Source organism: Xanthobacter sp. DMC12 (assembly GCF_056314105.1).
In genome coordinates, this window is the sequence record NZ_JBQUYZ010000001.1 from 1,582,512 (window position 1) to 1,596,266 (window position 13,755).

Annotated in this window: 9 protein-coding genes; 4 read left to right on the forward strand and 5 right to left on the reverse strand. The window is 68.2% G+C overall.

What is annotated here, in order from left to right; genetic code table 11:
* Nucleotides 1-254: 254 nt before the first annotated feature.
* From ACT535_RS07290 to ACT535_RS07300, 3 genes are all read right to left on the reverse strand, one after another.
* Nucleotides 255-779 carry a tripartite tricarboxylate transporter TctB family protein gene (locus ACT535_RS07290; RefSeq protein ID WP_476363854.1) on the reverse strand — a complete coding sequence of 175 codons (525 nt, stop codon included), beginning with the start codon at nucleotides 777-779 and terminating at the stop codon, nucleotides 255-257.
* Nucleotides 780-1,031: 252 nt separating this feature from the next.
* Nucleotides 1,032-2,048: a tripartite tricarboxylate transporter substrate-binding protein gene (locus ACT535_RS07295; protein WP_168459893.1), complete on the reverse strand. Its 1,017-nt coding sequence runs from the start codon at nucleotides 2,046-2,048 to the stop codon at nucleotides 1,032-1,034.
* Nucleotides 2,049-2,404: 356 nt separating this feature from the next.
* The gene (locus tag ACT535_RS07300) at nucleotides 2,405-3,259 is read right to left on the reverse strand and encodes an IclR family transcriptional regulator domain-containing protein (protein WP_168459894.1); all 855 of its coding nucleotides are present in this window, start codon (nucleotides 3,257-3,259) and stop codon (nucleotides 2,405-2,407) included.
* Nucleotides 3,260-3,465: 206 nt separating this feature from the next.
* Between ACT535_RS07300 and ACT535_RS07305 the strand changes: the two genes are divergently transcribed.
* The gene (locus ACT535_RS07305) at nucleotides 3,466-4,506 is read left to right on the forward strand and encodes a 2-dehydropantoate 2-reductase (RefSeq protein WP_168459895.1); all 1,041 of its coding nucleotides are present in this window, start codon (nucleotides 3,466-3,468) and stop codon (nucleotides 4,504-4,506) included.
* A gap of 199 nt (nucleotides 4,507-4,705) precedes the next feature.
* On the opposite strand, the gene ACT535_RS07310 is transcribed toward ACT535_RS07305, so the two are convergent.
* The gene (locus ACT535_RS07310; protein WP_476363855.1) at nucleotides 4,706-4,840 is read right to left on the reverse strand and encodes a hypothetical protein; all 135 of its coding nucleotides are present in this window, start codon (nucleotides 4,838-4,840) and stop codon (nucleotides 4,706-4,708) included.
* A gap of 442 nt (nucleotides 4,841-5,282) precedes the next feature.
* Here ACT535_RS07310 and ACT535_RS07315 point away from each other — a divergent pair, with 442 nt between their 5' ends.
* On the forward strand, nucleotides 5,283-5,864 hold the full coding sequence (locus ACT535_RS07315; RefSeq protein WP_476363856.1) for a YqaA family protein: 582 nt from the start codon (nucleotides 5,283-5,285) through the stop codon (nucleotides 5,862-5,864).
* A gap of 27 nt (nucleotides 5,865-5,891) precedes the next feature.
* Here ACT535_RS07315 and ACT535_RS07320 read toward each other — a convergent pair whose 3' ends face one another.
* A complete protein-coding gene (locus ACT535_RS07320; RefSeq protein ID WP_476363857.1) occupies nucleotides 5,892-6,761 on the reverse strand; it encodes a hypothetical protein in 870 nt (289 codons plus the stop codon).
* Between the two features lie 635 nt (nucleotides 6,762-7,396).
* Between ACT535_RS07320 and gltB the strand changes: the two genes are divergently transcribed.
* Nucleotides 7,397-12,100: a glutamate synthase large subunit gene (gene gltB, locus ACT535_RS07325; protein ID WP_476363858.1), complete on the forward strand. Its 4,704-nt coding sequence runs from the start codon at nucleotides 7,397-7,399 to the stop codon at nucleotides 12,098-12,100.
* A 197-nt stretch (nucleotides 12,101-12,297) separates the two neighbouring features.
* A complete protein-coding gene (locus tag ACT535_RS07330; protein ID WP_168459899.1) occupies nucleotides 12,298-13,719 on the forward strand; it encodes a glutamate synthase subunit beta in 1,422 nt (473 codons plus the stop codon).
* The last annotated feature ends 36 nt before the right edge of the window (nucleotides 13,720-13,755 follow it).

Here is a 13,755-nt window from a genome sequence, read left to right on the forward strand (position 1 = left end):
CGAGGACACCGAACCCTCCGATGAGTGACGTGAGCGCTTCCACGGGGTCCTCCGTTGCGCCCCCCGGCCGCTTCTGTGGCGGCTCGCGCGGGGTCGGGCGCGTTGCCTGTTGTGCGTCGATGGTCTCGAAAAGATGGATGGGCGTCGCATCGCCCGTGGGTCCGCCGGGCGGGGCCGGGCGGAGATCGTCTGTCGCCTCCCGCGGCCCCGGAGGCGGGGCGCGCGGGCGGGACCGCGGCGCGGGGCGCCGGTGGTCAGTAGCCGAGCGCGGTCTCGAGCGGGCCCTTGGGCAGCGGCACTAGGAACCAGATCTCGAACATGACGAAGAGGGCGAGCGGCACGCCCACGGCGACGGGGATGATCTTCGCCACCGGGTATTTGCCGAGCCACCACATGAAGAAGGCGATGAACACCGCCGACGCGAGATAGATTCCGACGAGGAAGATCAGCCCCACATAGACCGTCGTCGGGATCAGCACCTGCATCACCGAGACGAGCTGGGAGCGATCGACGAAGTTTCCGAGATCCGGATGGCGGCTCACCAGCGCCTGCACCAGGATGGTGGTGGAGGCGACGAACATGATGAGGCCGACATAGAAGGGGAAGTAGCCGGCCTGCGGGCCGTCCGACGCCCAGCGCGCGCCCACGCGCCAGCTGTCGGCCATGACGACGGCCGCGAGGGCCATGAAGATCAGCGCCACCACCACGTCCATGGTGCGGTTGGTGACGGTCTTCTCATTGTGCGCGGTGGGGGCGGTGTGTCCGCTGTCAGTGCTCATGGGAACAGATCCTTGAAGCGCCCCGCGCTCGGGCATCCTTCTCAGGCATCCTGCGGGGCTTCAAACGGGGCCGGTCACGGCCGGGGCGCAGGGCGGTCAGGTTCCGCGCGGCGTCCCGGATGGGCTTCCCAGATCGGCGCGAAGGGTCGGCGGCCGGCCCGGCTCCGCGTGTGGCGAAGCCCCTGCCGTCCCTGCCCTTCCGGCGCCCGCGGCTCTGCGGCCGCACGGCACCGGCGCCGCGAACCTCGACGCTTATTTCGCGACGAAGCCCGCCTTCTCCATGAGGTCCTTGTGCGTGGCCTCGGCCTTGGTGAGCCAGGCGGCGTATTCGGGACCGCTCAGGGCCGTCGTATTGAAGGCCCCCTTCTGCATGAAGTCCTGCCAATCCGGCGTGGCGCGGACCTTCTTGAACAGCTCGACGAAGTAATCGACCTGATCCTTCGTGGCATTCGGCGGCATGAGGATGCCGCGCAGCATCAGATATTCGATATCGAGGCCGGATTCCTTGCAGGTCGGGATGTCGTTCCACGACTTGCCGTTGGCGATGGGCTCCTTGTAGGGCAGCCGCTCATAGTCGAACACGCAGAGCGGCTTCAGCTCGCCCGCGCGCCACTGGGACACCGCCTCGATGGGGTTGTTGACCGAGGCGGTGACATGCCCACCGACCAGCTGGGCCGCAACGTCGCCGCCGCCCTTGTAGGGCACGTAGATGAACTTAGCGCCGGTCTTCTGCTCGATGGCGGCGGTGATGATCTGGTCTTCCTGCTTGGAGCCGGTACCGCCCATCTTGAAGGTCTGGTCGCCGGAGGCCGCCTTGAGCGCGGCGAGGAAGCCCTTCACGTCGTCATAGGGGGCCTTGGCGTTCACCCACAGGACGAATTCGTCGAGCGCGAGCATGGAGACCGGGGTCATGTCCTTCCAGGAGAAGGGCACGCCGGTGGCGAGCGGGGTGGTGAAGAGATTCGAGAGGGAAATGATGATCTTGTGGGGGTTCCGGTTGGACCCCTTCACGTCCAGGAAGCCTTCGGCGCCGGCGCCGCCGGACTTGTTGATGACGACGAGCGGCTGGCTCATCAGATTGTTCTTCTGGACGATGCCCTGGATCATCCGCGCCATCTGGTCGGCGCCGCCGCCGGTGCCGGCGGGCACGATGAATTCCACGGTCTTGGTCGGCTCCCACGCCGCATGGGCGATAGCCGGCGCGAGTGCCGTCGTGACCGCGAGCGCAGCCACACCTCTCCTGACGATCTTGGCGATTGCCGAATGCATCTGATTTTTCCTCCCCACGTCCGCGTTGTTTTTTGTGCGGATCGCAATTCCAGAGCTTGTTTCAGCCGGCGCCTGTTGCGCCGGGCAAGTTCCCGAGAACATTTCAGTTCGTCCAACCCCTGGGCTTAGCCTCTATGGAGCAGACGAAAACGGGACTTCAGCCTGTTTTGACATCGCGCATTTTCACCAATACGCGATTTTGTCGGCATTTTAGTTGGCGTTCCCACCGTTGCCGTTACGGCGGCTTGGCAAGAGTATAGACCAAGGGAGGGGTGTCAATTGGAATTTTCAATTCGGAATTAGGTACGTTGTATGCCACAACTTTGGAATACTGTATTCCAGTTAGGGAAGGCCGCCTACCGGAAGGCGGCGTAGTCCTGCGGCAGGGTTTCATCCGCACCTGAATACAGGCGCGTCATCTGTTCCGCCGCCGCAGCGACCCGCCGGCCGAGGCGCTGGATGCGATCCTCGCTCATGCGCACCGCCGGACCCGACACCGACACCGCGCCGATGGGCTCGCGCCATTCGTTGAGAATGGCCGCCGCCACCGCGCGCATGCCGGGGGCGTGCTCCTCCCGGTCCACGGCGAAGCCGCGCTCCAGGATTTCGGAGACGTCGTCCATCAGCGCCCGCTCCTCGCGGCGGGTCGCGGTGGTGAAGGGCTCGTAGCGCACCTGGGCGAGGCACGCGCCGCGGAAGGAGGGGCTCGCCGCAGCCAGCACCGCCTTGCCGGCGGCGGTGGCGTGCAGCGGCAGCCGCGCGCCGAGGCGGAAGAAGGCGCGCACGGGCGCATGGGCCTCCGCCTGCGCCACCACCACCAGCTCCATGGCATCGAACATGGCGAGGTTCACGGTCTCGTCGGTCTCGTGGAGGAGACGGCGAATCACGGGGCGGCCGATATCTGGCAGCTTGCGGATGCGCAGATAGGCCGAGCCGATGCGGAACAGGCCAAGCCCCACCGTCCAGAGCCCGGTGGAGAGGTCGTGATTGACCAGCTGGCGCTTCTCCAGCGTGGTCAGTAGCCGATGCACGGTGGAGACGGGCAGTTCGGCGCGCCGGGCGATCTCGGCCAGCGCCATGCCGTCCTGGTCCGCCACCACGCGCAAAAGGGCGATGGCGCGATCCAGCGACTGGACCTCGGCCCCGCCCTCCGACGCCGTGCCGGAGGCCGGCCGTCCCCTGCGCCGCGGTGCGAGCTCGGTGTCCGGCATGCCGCATTCTCCTCCCGTTTGGTTGCCCAACAAACTATCGTTCCCCTCGCCCCCGTCCACCCCGCGCGCTGCCCCTGCGTCAAATTTTCCACGTTGCGGAATTAATTTCCATAAGTATGGTGGCCAGCACTTGCCGAACGGCGGGGCTGCCCGCTAATCTGGTATACATAATACGACACAGATCGCGCACAGCAGGGAGGATCGCCATGAAGGTATGCATTTACGGTGCCGGGGCCATCGGCGGCTATCTGGGCGTGCAGCTCGCGCACGCCGGCGCCGAAGTCAGCCTGGTGGCCCGCGGCGGCCATCTGGAGGCCATGCAGACCAATGGCGTGAAGCTGCTGATCAATGGCGAGGAGCGCGTCGCCAAGGTGCGCGCCACCGACGACCCGCGCGAGCTCGGCCCGCAGGATTACGTCATCATCGCCCTCAAGGGCCATTCGGTCCCCGGCGTGGTGGAGCAGATGCGCCCGCTGCTGGGCAATGACACCTCGGTCGTCACCGCCGTGAATGGCGTGCCCTACTGGTATTTCTACAAGAATGGCGGCCCGCTGGAGAACCGCACCCTCGCCACCATCGATCCCGGCGCGAAGCAGTGGGAAGTGCTGCGCCCCGAGCGCGCCATCGGCTGCATCGTCTATCCCGCGACCGAAGTTGTGGCACCGGGCGTCATCCAGCACATCTATGGCGACAAGTTCCCCCTCGGGGAGCCGTCGGGCGAGATCACGCCCCGCGTCACCGCCCTCAGCGAGATGATGGAGAAGGGCGGCCTGCGCGCGCCGGTGATGCCCAACATCCGCGACGAGCTGTGGCTGAAGCTGTGGGGCAACCTCTGCTTCAACCCCATCAGCGCCCTTACCCACGCCACCCTCGACCTCATCGCCGCCGATCCCGGCACCCGCGCCGTGGCCAAGGCCATGATGCTGGAGGCCAAGGCCATCGCCGAGCGCATCGGCGTCAACTTCCGCGTGGATGTGGAACGCCGCATCAACGGCGCCGGTGCCGTGGGCGCGCACAAGACCTCCATGCTGCAGGACCTGGAGCGTGACCGGCCGATGGAGATCGATCCGCTGGTCAGCGTCGTCCAGGAAATGGGCCAGATGCTGGAGATGCCCACCCCGACCCTCGACGTGGTGCTCGCTCTGGTGCGCCAGCGCGCCGCCATGGCCGGCCTCGGCGGCATCCTCGCCAACCCGCCCCTGACCGCCGCCGATCTGGAGCCGCAGAAGAAGGCGGCCGTCCACTGAGCCCCCTCCCCCGATGGCCGGGCCTGCCCGGTCATCGATGCGGCAACGGGCATGAAAATGAAAAGGCCGGGCGCTTGCCCGGCCTTTTTTCATATCTGCTTTGCTTCATGGAAACTGCGCGGCCATCGACCTGACACCCGCCGTGGTCCATCGACCGAGGACGGGAGGCGCCCCGATGGGCGCCTTGATCGGGATGCGATCAGTTGCTCTCGGTCTGCGCAGTGGCAGGCGAGGCGGGGGAAGCGGCGTCGGCCGGCTGGCTGGCGTTCAGCGCCATGCCTGTCAGCACATAGCCCAGCACGAGAGCGGCAAACACGGCGATTCGCTTGGTCATCCTCGATCCTCGGAACTTGCGTCGCGGCTTCCGTTGCCGACGGCACCCTTGCGGCGGTGCAGCACGTTTACGCTTCCCGTGCGGCACCGGAGCTGAATGAGTGTGTCAGCACCGGTTCATAAAGACTGAACGGCACCGGGGTGTTCCCCGGAAAATCGTCCGGGGCGTGGCCCGCCCCGCCGGCACCGCGACCGGGGTGACGCCCCCGCGACTCGACCGCAGCGAAACCGGGTTTACACCGCGCCGCGCCATGTGTCTGTGTCTTGCGAGTCACAGGGACCTTGCGTGAACCGGGGTGGTAAAGCATCGGTTTACGAGCCCAGGCGTGGCCATGCCCCGCCCCGCGATGGCACCCCCGCGAAAGGCCGCGCGGCGCGGCGCTTTACTCGGATCGGTCGAGGCTCTAAGCGAAAGCACTCTTCCGCAACGCAGCAAGGCGCCCATGCTCCGCAAGCTCTACGACTGGATCATCGCGTATTCGGCGAAGCCGTCGGCGCCCTGGGCCCTCGCCATCGTGGCCTTCGCGGAAAGCTCGGTGTTCCCGGTCCCGCCGGACGTGCTGCAGGTGCCCATGACGCTGGCGCGGCCGGACAAGGCCTGGCGCTACGCCCTCATCGCCACCATCGCCTCGGTGCTGGGGGGCCTCGTCGGCTACGCCATCGGCGCGCTGCTCTATGACAGCGTGGGCAAGTTCCTCATCGAGCTGTACGGCTACGGCCAGAAGGTCGACCAGTTCCGCGCCGCCTACGCCCATTACGGGCACTGGGTGATCCTGCTGAAGGGATTGACGCCGATCCCGTTCAAGCTGGTCACCATCACCTCGGGCTTCGCCGACTACAGCCTGTTCTGGTTCATCGTGCTGTCGGTCATCACCCGCGGCGCGCGCTTCTTCCTGCTGGCGGCGATCCTCTACTATTTCGGCCCGGCCGCGCGCGAGTTCATCGAGAAGCGGCTGGGCCTCGTCACGCTGGGCTTTCTCGCCATCATCCTGATCGGACTGGTGGCCGCGGCCTACCTGGCGTGAGGCCGCCGGCCTCTCGCTGACCCTCTCCTACTGACCTTTCGGACGCGACAGGACCGAGGCGGTGCCCGCCGACGCGCTGTCGGTGGTCGCCGTGCCGGCGCCGGCCTTGCGCTTCTGCGGCTGGGCGGCGCTCGCGGGCGGTGCCGGCGTCGCGGAGGGCGCGGCATTGGCCGATTGCTGGGCCGCCGTCTGGCCTGCAGGCGCGTTGGCGCTCGCGCCCGGTGCCGGCTGGGCCGCGGGGGCGGCGGGAGCGGGAGAAGGCGCAGGCGCCGCAGTAATCGGCGTGGCTGGGGCGACCGCCGAAGGCGCGGGCGTCACTGCCGCCATGGTCGCCTCGGGCGGGCGCTGGGGCGGCAGCGGCGCCGGGGTCCCGGCCATCGCCGGCGCGGGAGCGGGGGCGCTGTAGGCGGGCGCCGGAGGCGGAACCGCGCGCGCGGTCGCCGGAGGCGCCGCACGCTGGGGCGCGGGATAGGGCGCAGGCGCGGCCACGGCCGGTCCGCCCGGAATATTGCGAGCGCTGACTACCCGGCCGGTGAAGGCGTTCACCCGCAGGAGCGCCCGCCCCTCCTGGTCGGAGGCGGCCACCAGATAGAAGCGGCCGGAGAGCTTCGGGGCACCGATGTTCCAGTAGCCGAGGCTCTGCGCGATGGCGCGGATTTCCTCCGGCGGCAGCACCGGATAGCGCGCCTGCGGAACGGCATACGCGCCGCCGGGATAGGTGCCGGGCGGATAGGCGCCGGGCGGCACGGGATAGCCCCGCGGCGCGAGGCCGGGCTGGCCCTCATAGATCAGCACCTGCGCCGCCGTCGGCAGCGCGCTGCCGAAGAGAAGGGCAGAGACGGCGGCCGCGCGCAGCAACGGCCGGGAGCCGAGGGGAAGTGAGACGGTGTGGCGCACGGCGCTGCTCCGGAACAGTGGAAACCTGCGGCGGTCGGCCGTTCTCCCCTGCCCCACCCCGCGCGCATCCGCGCAAGCGAGGAAGAGACCCGGGGACGGCCCGATTCCCGATCACATAAGCCTTTCAATGCGGCAGCCGTGGGACGGGCCCCGGCGGGGGAAGCGGGACGCCCGCCGGCTTTCGCCACGGCGTCGGCAGCCACCCCGAAATCCCGTTGCGCGAGGACCAACCGCCCCGTACCGTTCTTGCGTCAAACGCGCCGGCCGCGCAATTTTTCGCCAAATTGGCGGTTTCTGCGCCATCGTGGCGCTTGTGAGGCTGCTGCTTTTCTGGCATCTTCGCCGAGATAGGGCAGTCCTGCTTCCCTATCTCCCGTGCGCGCCGAATTGCCGAGCTTACGTTCCATGGGGCCGGCCCGTCGCCGGCCGAGGCCGGACGGGGGCGCATTTCTGCGCGGCGCGGCTGTGGTGCAAAAGTTGCAAAGCAGGTATCGGATATCGCCGGGACGTCCCGTCCGGGCGAAGGGGGTCCGACGCCCGGCGCGATGCGCAGGGGCGCCGACAATCTGGGGAAGGCCGGCGGCGAAGCCGGCGAATGCGGGCGGCGTGCCGCCCTATGGAAAAGGAATGGTCAGATGGCACCGATGGATCGCAAGGATGGCTTGATCGGAAGCGTGGCTCACACTGCCGCCGCCGTGAAAGACACGGCGATCGTCGGCCGTCCGGACGCCTTCGGCCTGTTCGACCCGGCGCACGAGCGTGACGCCTGCGGCGTCGGCTTCATCGCCGACATCAAGGGCCGCAAGAGCCACCGCATCGTGCAGGACGGCATCAACATCCTGCTCAACCTGGAGCACCGCGGCGCCGTGGGTGCCGATCCGCGCGCCGGCGACGGCGCGGGCATGCTGGTGCAGATCCCGCACAAGTTCTTCGCCAAGGAGGCCGCCCGCCTCGGCTTCGCCCTGCCCGAGCCCGGTGAATATGCCGTCGGCCACATCTTCATGCCGCGCGATCCCGAGGGCGAAGCCATCGTGCGCGCCGCCTACGAGCGGGTTGTCGCCGAAGAGGGCTTCGCGCTGATCGGCTGGCGCGACGTGCCCACCGACAATTCCTCCCTCGGCGTCAGCGTGCTGCCCACCGAGCCCAAGCACGTGCAGATCTTCATCGGCCGCGGCGAGTTCGCGGGCGACGAGGACGGCTTCGAGCGCCGCCTGTTCGTGCTGCGCAAGGTGATCTCCAACACCGTCTACGGCGCCAAGGACCCGCGCACCGCCGGCTATTATCCGGTTTCGCTGTCCTGCCGCACGCTGGTCTACAAGGGCATGTTCCTCGCCGACCAGCTCGGCGCCTATTATCCGGACCTGCATGACCCGGACTTCGAGAGCGCGCTTGCCCTCGTCCACCAGCGCTTTTCCACCAACACCTTCCCGGCCTGGCCGCTGGCCCACCCCTATCGCATGGTGGCGCACAACGGCGAGATCAACACCCTGCGCGGCAACGTCAACTGGATGGCGGCGCGGCAGGCGAGCGTGGATTCGGAACTGTTCGGCGCCGACATCTCCAAGCTCTGGCCCATCAGCTACGAGGGCCAGTCCGATACCGCCTGCTTCGACAACGCGCTCGAATTCCTGGTGCAGGGCGGCTACTCGCTGCCCCACGCGGCCATGATGCTGGTGCCCGAGGCGTGGGCCGGCAACCCGCTCATGGACGAGGAGCGGCGCGCCTTCTACGAGTATCACGCCTCCCTCATGGAGCCGTGGGACGGCCCCGCCGCCATCGTCGCCACCGACGGCCGCCAGATCGTCGCGACGCTGGACCGCAACGGCCTGCGCCCCGCCCGCTACATGGTGACGAGCGACGACACCATCGTCCTCGCCTCGGAAATGGGCGTGCTCACGCTGCCCGAGGAGAAGATCGTCACCAAGTGGCGCCTCCAGCCCGGCAAGATGCTGCTGGTGGACCTCGAGGAAGGCCGCCTCGTCCCCGACGAGGAGATCAAGACCGAGCTGGCCCGCGCCAACCCCTACAAGGAGTGGCTGAAGCACACCCAGCTGGTGCTGGAAGACCTGCGCCCCGTGGAGGCGCGCGAGGTGCGCACCGACGTGTCGCTGCTCGATCGCCAGCAGGCGTTCGGCTACACGCAGGAAGACCTCAAGCTGCTCATGGCGCCCATGGCCATCACCGGCCAGGAGGCCGTCGGCTCCATGGGCACCGACACGCCGATCAGCGTGCTGTCCAACAAGTCGAAGTCGCTGTTCAGCTACTTCCAGCAGAACTTCGCGCAGGTGACGAACCCGCCCATCGACCCGATCCGCGAGGAGCTGGTGATGAGCCTCGTCTCCTTCATCGGGCCGCGGCCGAACATCTTCGACCTGGAGGGCAACGCCCGCCGCAAGCGCCTTGAGGTGCGCCAGCCCATCCTCACCAACGAGGACCTGGAGAAGATCCGCTCCATCGGCTTCATGGAGGAGCGGTTCGACACCCGCACGCTGGACATCACCTACCCGTCCGACAAGGGCGCGGCGGGCCTGGAGGATGCCGTCGAGCGGCTCTGCGAGCGCGCCGAGGCGGCCGTCCATGGCGGCTACAACATCATCATCCTGTCCGACCGCCTCGTGGGCGCGGACCGCATCCCGATCCCGGCGCTGCTCGCCACGGCGGCGGTGCACCACCACCTCATCCGCAAGGGCCTGCGCACCTCGGTCGGTCTCGTGATCGAGACCGGCGAGGCGCGGGAAGTGCATCACTTCGCCTGTCTCGCCGGCTACGGCGCCGAGGCCATCAACCCCTATCTCGCCTTCGAGACCCTGCTCTCCATGAAGGACGAGATTCCGGAGGAGGTGGACGACAAGGAGATCGTGAAGCGCTTCATCAAGTCCATCGACAAGGGGCTGCTGAAGGTGATGTCCAAGATGGGCATTTCCACCTACCAGTCCTATTGCGGCGCGCAGATCTTCGACGCGGTGGGCCTCTCCTCCGAGCTGGTTCACAAGTATTTCTTCGGCACCGCCACCACCATCGAGGGTGTCGGCCTGCCGGAGATCGCGGAAGAGACCGTGCGGCGGCACAAGCTCGCCTTCTCGGACGCGCCCATCTTCCGCTCGGCGCTCGATGTGGGCGGCGAATACGCCTACCGCATCCGCGGCGAGGACCATGCCTGGTCGCCGGACTCGGTCGCGACCCTCCAGCATGCCGTGCGCGGCAACGCGCAGGACAAGTACCGGGCGTTCGCCGCCATGATCAACGAGGAGGACAAGCGCCTCCTCACCGTGCGCTCGCTGTTCCGCATCAAGGGTGCGGAGGAGATCGGGCAGGCGGGCGTGGACATCTCCGAGGTGGAGCCCGCCTCCGAGATCGTGAAGCGCTTCGTCACCGGCGCCATGTCGTTCGGCTCCATCTCGCGCGAGGCGCACACGACGCTTGCCATCGCCATGAACCGGATCGGCGGCAAGTCGAACACCGGCGAGGGCGGCGAGGAGCCCGAGCGCTTCAAGCCCCTGCCCAACGGCGACAGCATGCGCTCCGCGATCAAGCAGGTGGCCTCCGGCCGCTTCGGCGTGACGGCGGAGTATCTCGTCAATTCCGACGTGATGCAGATCAAGGTCGCGCAGGGCGCCAAGCCCGGCGAGGGCGGCCAGTTGCCCGGCCACAAGGTGGATGCGGTGATCGCCAAGGTGCGCCACTCCACCCCGGGCGTGGGCCTCATCTCCCCGCCCCCGCACCATGACATCTATTCCATCGAGGACCTTGCCCAGCTCATCTACGACCTCAAGAACGTGAACCCCGACGCGGACGTGTCGGTGAAGCTCGTTTCCGAGGTCGGCGTGGGCACGGTGGCGGCCGGCGTCGCCAAGGCGCGCGCCGACCACATCACCATCTCCGGCTTCGAGGGCGGCACGGGCGCGAGCCCGCTGACCTCCATCAAGCACGCCGGCTCGCCGTGGGAGATGGGCCTCGCCGAGACCCAGCAGACGCTGGTGGCCAACCGCCTGCGCTCGCGCGTCGCGCTGCAGGTGGACGGCGGCCTGCGCACCGGCCGGGACGTGGTGATCGGCGCCCTGCTCGGCGCCGACGAGTTCGCCTTCTCCACCGCCCCGCTCATCGCGGCGGGCTGCATCATGATGCGCAAGTGCCACCTGAACACCTGCCCGGTGGGCGTGGCGACGCAGGACCCCGTGCTGCGCAAGCGCTTCAAGGGCACGCCCGAGCACGTCATCAACTACTTCTTCTTCATCGCGGAAGAGGTGCGCGAGATCATGGCCTCCCTCGGCTTCCGCAAGCTGGAGGAGATGGTGGGCCGCGCCGACGTGCTGGACCAGAAGGCGGCCATCGACCACTGGAAGGCCAAGGGCCTCGACTTCTCGCGCATCTTCGCGGTGCCGCAGGTGCCCGCCGACGTGGGCATCCGCCACACCGAGCGCCAGCACCACCCCATCGAGAAGGTGCTCGACCGCACCCTCATCGCAAAGGCGGCCCCGGCGCTGGAGCGCGGCGAGCGCGTGGAGATCGAGACGCCCATCCGCTCGGTGGACCGCTCCGCCGGCGCCATGCTCTCGGGCGCGGTGGCCAAGGCCTATGGCGGCGCCGGCCTGCCCGACGACACCATCCACGTCACCCTCTCGGGCACGGCGGGCCAGGCCTTCGGCGCCTTCCTCGCGGCGGGCGTCACGTTCGATCTCGTGGGTGAGGCCAACGACTACGTGGGCAAGGGCCTGTCGGGCGGGCGCATCATCGTGCGGCCGCCGGCCAACTCGGCCATCGTGGCGGAGAATTCCATCATCGTCGGCAATACGGTGATGTATGGCGCCACCGAGGGTGAATGCTACTTCCGCGGCGTCGCCGGCGAACGCTTCGCCGTGCGCAATTCGGGGGCAATCGCCGTCGTCGAAGGCACCGGCGACCATGGCTGCGAATACATGACCGGCGGCATCGTGGTGGTCATCGGCCCCACCGGCCGCAACTTCGCGGCCGGCATGTCCGGCGGCGTCGCCTACGTGCTCGACGAGGACAAGAGCTTCGCCAAGCGCTGCAACCTCTCCATGGTGGACCTGGAGCCGGTGGAGGAGGAGGAGGACCTGCTGGAGCGCCTCCACCACCACGGCGGCGACCTGGAGTTCAAGGGCCGCATCGACGTGCAGGGCGACATGTCCCGCCACGACGAGGAGCGCCTGCACCAGCTCATCGCCAAGCACCTGCACTATACGGGCTCGGCGCGGGCCCAGCAGATCCTCGACAACTGGGCGGACTACCGCTCCAAGTTCGTCAAGGTGATGCCGGTGGAATACCGCCGCGCCCTGCGCGAGATGGAGAAGCGCCGCGGCCTCGCGGCGGCCGAATGAGGCAGGAGCGTCCCCTCCCCGGAGGGGACGCCGGCCGGCCCGGAGCGGCCGGCGAGCGGGCCGGTCGCCCGTGCGGGAACGCGCGCGAAAACCGAGTCCTCAAGCTGGAACAATTCTTGTAATGGAACTGGTGGTGCGGCACGCGGAGACATCCGGCGCGCGCGGCGGTTCCCTCAAGGTTCGCCAACGAGGTTTTTATGGGCAAGGTCACGGGGTTCCTGGAGATTGATCGGCGCGAGCAGAAGTATCAGCCCGCATCCGACCGCATCCGCCATTTCCGCGAGTTCACGCTGCCGCTGCCCGACGCCGAGGTGGAGAACCAGGCGTCGCGCTGCATGGATTGCGGCATCCCCTTCTGCCACGGTCCCACCGGCTGCCCGGTCCACAACCAGATCCCGGACTGGAACGACCTCGTCTATCGCAACGAGTGGGAAGAGGCCGCGCGCAATCTCCACTCCACCAACAATTTCCCCGAGTTCACCGGCCGCATCTGCCCCGCCCCGTGCGAGGAAGCCTGCACGCTGAACCTCGAGGACGTGCCCGTCACCATCAAGACGGTGGAGCAGGCCATCGCCGACAAGGCCTGGAAGAAGGGCTGGATCAAGCCCGAGCCCGCCGAAGTGAAGACCGGCAAGAAAGTGGCCATCGTCGGCTCCGGCCCGGCGGGCCTTGCCGCCGCCCAGCAGCTCGCCCGCGCCGGCCATGACGTGCATGTCTATGAGCGCGAGCCCAAGGCCGGCGGCCTGCTGCGCTACGGCATCCCCGACTTCAAGATGGAGAAGCACCACATCGATCGTCGGGTGAAGCAGATGGAGGCGGAAGGGGTCACCTTCCACTACAACGAGAACATCGGTGTGGTCCGCCCCCTGCAGGAGCTGCTTGATACCCACGACGCGGTGCTGCTCGCCGGCGGCTCCGAAGCCCCGCGCGATCCCGGCCTGCCCGGGCAGGAGATGGAGGGCGTGCACTTCGCCATGCCCTATCTCGTGCAGTCCAACCGCCGCGAGAGCGACGAGCCGGTGAACGAAATCCCGATCCTCGCCGGCGGCAAGCACGTGGTGGTGGTGGGCGGCGGCGACACCGCCTCCGACTGCGTGGGCACCGCCTTCCGCCAGGGCGCGCTCTCGGTCACCCAGCTCGACATCCGCGCCGTGCCTCCCATGAAGGAAGACAAGCTGGCGGTGTGGCCCTTCTGGCCCACCAAGTTCCGCACCTCCTCCTCCCAGGCCGAGGGCGCCGAGCGCGAGTTCGCCTGCGCGACGCTGGGCATCGAGGGCCGCAACGGCCGCGTCACCGGCGTGAAGTGCGCCCGGGTGGATGCCAAGCGCCAGCCCATCCCCGGCACCGAGTTCGTGCTGCGCGCCGATCTCGTCTTCCTCGCCATCGGCTTCGCCCATCCGCTGTTCGCCGGGCTCATCGAGCAGTCCGGCGTGGCGCTGGACAAGCGCGGCAACGTGAAGGCGGACGAGGAGGCCTATGCCACCTCCGTGCCGAAGCTCTACGCCGCCGGCGACATGCGCCGCGGCCAGTCGCTGGTGGTCTGGGCCATCCGCGAAGGCCGCCAGGCCGCCCACGCCATCGACAAGGATCTGATGGGCGCCACCACCCTGCCGCGCTGAGGCACATCGCCCGCGCCGCAGATCGAGATCACCCGC